Genomic DNA, 4,318 nt, shown 5'->3' with positions numbered 1-4,318 from the left:
ATGTCGCACCACCGACGCGGCGCGAGCGCACTTCGACGGATGGTTTGATGTTTTCGAGCGCTTCGTGGAAGACTTCCACAGGGGCGCGCTTGATTTTGCTCTCAACGCGGTCAAACGCGTTGTAGACGATACGCTCGGCAACAGCTTTTTTGCCGTCGATCATCAGGTTGTTCATGAATTTTGTCAGAACCCGGTCACCAAATTTGGCGTCAGGAAGGACTTCGCGTTTTTCAGCGGCGTGACGACGTGACATGTGATCTCTTCCTTACTTAGGACGCTTAGCGCCATATTTCGAACGGCGCTGCTTACGGTCTTTAACGCCTTGCGTATCAAGTACACCGCGCAGGATGTGGTAGCGAACACCGGGAAGGTCTTTTACACGACCGCCACGGATCAGGACAACAGAGTGCTCCTGAAGGTTGTGGCTTTCACCTGGGATATAGCTGATGACTTCAAAGCCATTTGTGAGACGTACTTTAGCAACTTTACGCATCGCCGAGTTCGGCTTCTTGGGCGTGGTTGTATAGACGCGTGTACAAACGCCGCGCTTCTGAGGGTTACCCTCGAGGTGAAGCGATTTGGAGCGTTTGACTTTCGGCTTCCGGGGCTTCCGGATGAGCTGTTGGATCGTTGGCATAGGGCTCTTTTCCCGTTTCTCAACACATGTATGCAAGGGTGTCCCCTCGCGGTTTCAATTCGCGTGCATCATGCGTCCACAACACACAAAAGCCGCATCGTTCCCATTCCGAGGTAAACGGCGCGGCGGGTTTACAGAGGATCTTCGCAGCAATAGCTCGGATCTTGACCACTCAAGTTATGTAAACGGCGTTAGGGCGTGCCCATAGCCGGATGAGCAGCTTTTAGGGGGAGTCGCAGAGCTTGTCAACACAGCGGGGCCAATCCCTTTGCCGCATGGGACGTCAGGCGCAAACCTCAAGCCAAGCCGCCTCAAAAGCCTCAAGATCAACCCCGAAGTCCGTGGCCATCACAGCTGGCAAAGTCTCGAGCTTGTATCGGAAGCTGTCGACTTTGCGTTCTTTTATCGCGCTGTCATTCCCCCCATGGGCGCCCCGTACGAACATCGGCTTCTTGTTCAGACTCAAAACAGGCATACTCCGCCATGTGCGCATATGCGGATAGTTCAGAAGGCTGCGCGGATGATCAGGCGGCAGGTAGAGCGCAAGTGCAGGCGTCCAAAGCCGTGCCTCGACAGGGAGATAATTCACCGCTCCATCATCCTCACAGCGAAACAGGAACCCCCTACAAAAATCAACGGCAACCCTCTTGTTGGCTTTGTAGATCGGACGCAGCTGCCGATAGAGTCCGCGCAATTGCGCAACAAAGTCGCTTGCGACAGCATCATCGTCATCCAAACGAAACTCGACAACAACATCTGCGCTCTCGTCTCGATGCGCCCGCATCAGCGCTGTGCAGGCAGCCATATGGTTCTGACCTTCTGGCAAAAATACAGGTTTCACTTGTGGCACATCTTGCACAAGCTCAAGCACACGCGAGCGCCATGGCTCGGGCAGCGTCTCTCCCATCATCAAGACAAGCGTAAAGTCAGCGTCGCTCTGCGCCCGTAGGCTTGGCAAGACAAGGTGCTCCAAAAAGAAGAGCCGCACAGCCATACGCCCCGCCGCATAAAGCTCGCTCCGCAAAGCGTCCAGGCTCTCGCCCGTATTGTTGAACGCGCCCGTCTGGCTCGGATACGACCAGCGGCACAGCCCCAAAACCTGAAGCTTCGCCTGCCTCATACCCCTGCTTCCGCCGCTGGCCGTGCTGCTGCGGCTTTGGCCACGCGACGGTTGATTTGGCGTTCGCGCAAAAGCATAAATACACCTGATCCAATCACAATCGACGCACCCAAAAGCGTCACAGGCTTTGGCCAATCCCCAAACACCAACCACCCCAAAAGCAACGCCCAAACCAGCGAGGTATAGCGGAACGTAGCCACAAAACTGATCTCGCCAATCCGCATCAACATGATTGAGCAAATATACCCACCAATCACCATCACAGAAGCCCCCGCAATCATCATTGCAGCATATCCATCTACTGGAACCCACCCTTGCGACGGCGCCGCCATAGCAAAAAAGAACGTGACACCGAGGGAGGAATAAAATGTCACGACCATCGAAGGTGTCTCAGCGCTCAAGCGCCGCGTGGCAAGATCGCGGATTGTGACGACAACCACCGCCGCCAAAGTATAAAGCGAATAGATCGTGAAATCCTCGGCCCCTGGACGAATGATCAGCATAACCCCGAAAAACCCGACAAAAATGGCAGACAATCGTCGCCAGCCGACAGGCTCCCGAAAGAACACTGCCGCCGCCAGTGTGATCGCCAGAGGCAAGGCCTGCATGATCGCGCTGACATTGGCGATTGGCATGTTGAACAATGCAGTCAGGAAAAAATAGGCCGAGGCCGCCTCCGCAACAACACGCGTCAACACAAGCCAACGGTCCTCACGCGGAACCGCAAAACGCAAGCGCCCCATTGCGAGCATCACAAGCGCAATCAGGCAGGTTGTCAAAATGCCCCGCAACATCAAAATCTGAAACAACGGCAGCTGTGCAGAAATCATCTTCATAAATGCGTCATTGAACGTAAACGCCGCCATCGACGCCATCATCAAGACAGCCCCGCGTAAATTGTCTTGTGCCGAAATCATTCAAGCGCTCCAAGCATGTCTATATCCAGTCCAAAATATCGCGAGATCTGATCAGCGACGGCATCCTCGCCCAGCTTCCCCAAAATACCGAGCTTTGCAGGGCTCGAGTGATTATCGCCGTGAATCGTGCGCAAGAAGCAAGGCTCCGAGATGTCGGAATAGACATTGTAGTGCTGCGCCAAAGCACGGTGATTATAGCGGTACGGGTTGCGCGTATAGCTCGCAGGCGCAAGCAGTGCTGTTCCGCAAGACAAAGGCGCGCGCTCCACCGTATCAAACAAACGGCCCCTGCCCTTCGGCGCGGTCATATCGACATAAAACCCTCGGTTAAACGCGATCACTTGCGGCACATCGGGCCTCAGAGGCAAAAGCCCCCGTGCCAGTGTTTTAAGACGCGCCACATAATCAAGCGCAAGCGCATCATCGTCGTCCAAACGAAAGGTGAGGCGATACTGTGCATCGTTTTCATACACAGAGGCATAAGCCTTCTTTATTAGCTGATAATGCAGTTCAGGGGCCGCAGCATAAACGCTGATATTCTCATGTGGCGCCACCAACGCATCAAGCTTTGCGCGAATAGCATCCGGCAGCGCTTCAGCCGTAAGCACAACGAGCCGAAACCCTTGATCACTCTGACGCACAAGAGATGGCAAACAAAGCCGTTCAAAAAGTCTCAGCCTCAATGCCATACGCGCAGGCGCAAACAACTTGTCGGCCAGGGCCTCATGGTCGTCATGCGCATGAAGTGAAAAATCCGTGGTCAAAACGAAAAACCGCACCACTCCGATCACCTGTGGATCTAAACTCTTCTGTGCCATGAACGCTCTCCTAAGAATAGGAAACACCTGATCTGCCAAAATGGAAAGCCTCAAAGACACCAGTCTGCAACACCGCCCCCAAAAAGCAAAAAACCCCGCTCGTGAAAGCGGGGTTTTTCAATCTCTCTCTGAAAGCGCTTATTCTTCGCGGCTCTCAGGGATCTCGCTTGCGATGTCCTCAGCGGGCGGTGCTGCTGCGAACACATCGTCCTGAACAGGGGCCGCCAAAGCTGCTGCCGCTTCCGCTTCTTCGCGGCGCGCTTCAAGCACAACATTGTCACGGTCCTGAGCCACACGGCGCATTTGCTTCGTCGCACCACCTGTCCCCGCAGGGATCAAACGGCCTACGATGACGTTTTCTTTGAGGCCAACCAGCTTGTCTTTCTTACCTTGCACAGAGGCTTCGGTCAGAACGCGTGTTGTCTCTTGGAACGATGCCGCCGAGATGAAGGAACGTGTCTGCAAGCTCGCCTTGGTGATCCCGAGAAGGATCGGCTCGCCTTGTGCAGGGCGTCCGCCACGGGCTTCCGCCTTGGCATTGGCCTCGTCAAACTCGACTTTGTCGACATTCTCGCCCTTAAGGAGCGTGGTGTCGCCACTGTCGAGAATCTCCCACTTCTGGAGCATCTGACGCACGATAACTTCGATGTGCTTATCGTTGATCTTCACGCCTTGCAGGCGGTAAACATCTTGCACCTCGTCGATCATGTAATCCGCCAGCGCTTCGACACCCATGATGGAGAGGATGTCATGCGGTGCCGGGTTACCGTCCATGATGTAATCGCCCTTCTGGACAAAGTCGCCTTCCATAACTGGAATGTGCTTG

The 4,318-nt window shown here is 54.7% G+C and carries 4 protein-coding genes and 2 pseudogenes; all 6 read right to left on the bottom strand.

The features are described 5' to 3' along the window. Window positions 1–253, bottom strand: a pseudogene (locus P8O11_RS05910) (30S ribosomal protein S7); the annotation flags it as partial. Between the two features lie 12 nt (window positions 254–265). Further along, window positions 266–637 carry a 30S ribosomal protein S12 gene (rpsL, locus tag P8O11_RS05905; protein WP_089887580.1) on the bottom strand — a complete coding sequence of 124 codons (372 nt, stop codon included), beginning with the start codon at window positions 635–637 and terminating at the stop codon, window positions 266–268. Window positions 638–920: 283 nt separating this feature from the next. Next, complete coding sequence (locus P8O11_RS05900) at window positions 921–1,757, bottom strand: glycosyltransferase (protein WP_300292640.1); 837 nt, start codon at window positions 1,755–1,757, stop codon at window positions 921–923. Further along, window positions 1,754–2,674, bottom strand: coding sequence for a DMT family transporter (locus tag P8O11_RS05895; protein WP_300292638.1), 921 nt, complete (start codon window positions 2,672–2,674; stop codon window positions 1,754–1,756). The genes P8O11_RS05900 and P8O11_RS05895 overlap by 4 nt, the downstream gene beginning before the upstream one ends. Continuing rightward, window positions 2,671–3,492: a glycosyltransferase gene (locus P8O11_RS05890; protein ID WP_300292636.1), complete on the bottom strand. Its 822-nt coding sequence runs from the start codon at window positions 3,490–3,492 to the stop codon at window positions 2,671–2,673. Before P8O11_RS05890 ends, P8O11_RS05895 begins: the two co-directional genes overlap by 4 nt. A 138-nt stretch (window positions 3,493–3,630) precedes the next feature. Beyond that, window positions 3,631–4,318: pseudogene (locus P8O11_RS05885) on the bottom strand (DNA-directed RNA polymerase subunit beta'); the annotation flags it as partial.

Origin of the sequence: Lentibacter sp. (genome assembly GCF_029254145.1) — a bacterium.
GTDB lineage: Bacteria > Pseudomonadota > Alphaproteobacteria > Rhodobacterales > Rhodobacteraceae > Lentibacter.
This window is presented reverse-complemented; position numbering and strand designations above follow the sequence as displayed.

Bases quoted from the DNA above. Each gene is read 5' to 3' on its own strand.
- rpsL (WP_089887580.1), bottom strand. From the start codon at position 637: ATGCCAACGATCCAACAGCTCATCCGGAAGCCCCGGAAGCCGAAAGTC.
- P8O11_RS05895 (WP_300292638.1), bottom strand. From the start codon at position 2,674: ATGATTTCGGCACAAGACAATTTACGCGGGGCTGTCTTGATGATGGCG.
- P8O11_RS05900 (WP_300292640.1), bottom strand. From the start codon at position 1,757: ATGAGGCAGGCGAAGCTTCAGGTTTTGGGGCTGTGCCGCTGGTCGTAT.
- P8O11_RS05890 (WP_300292636.1), bottom strand. From the start codon at position 3,492: ATGGCACAGAAGAGTTTAGATCCACAGGTGATCGGAGTGGTGCGGTTT.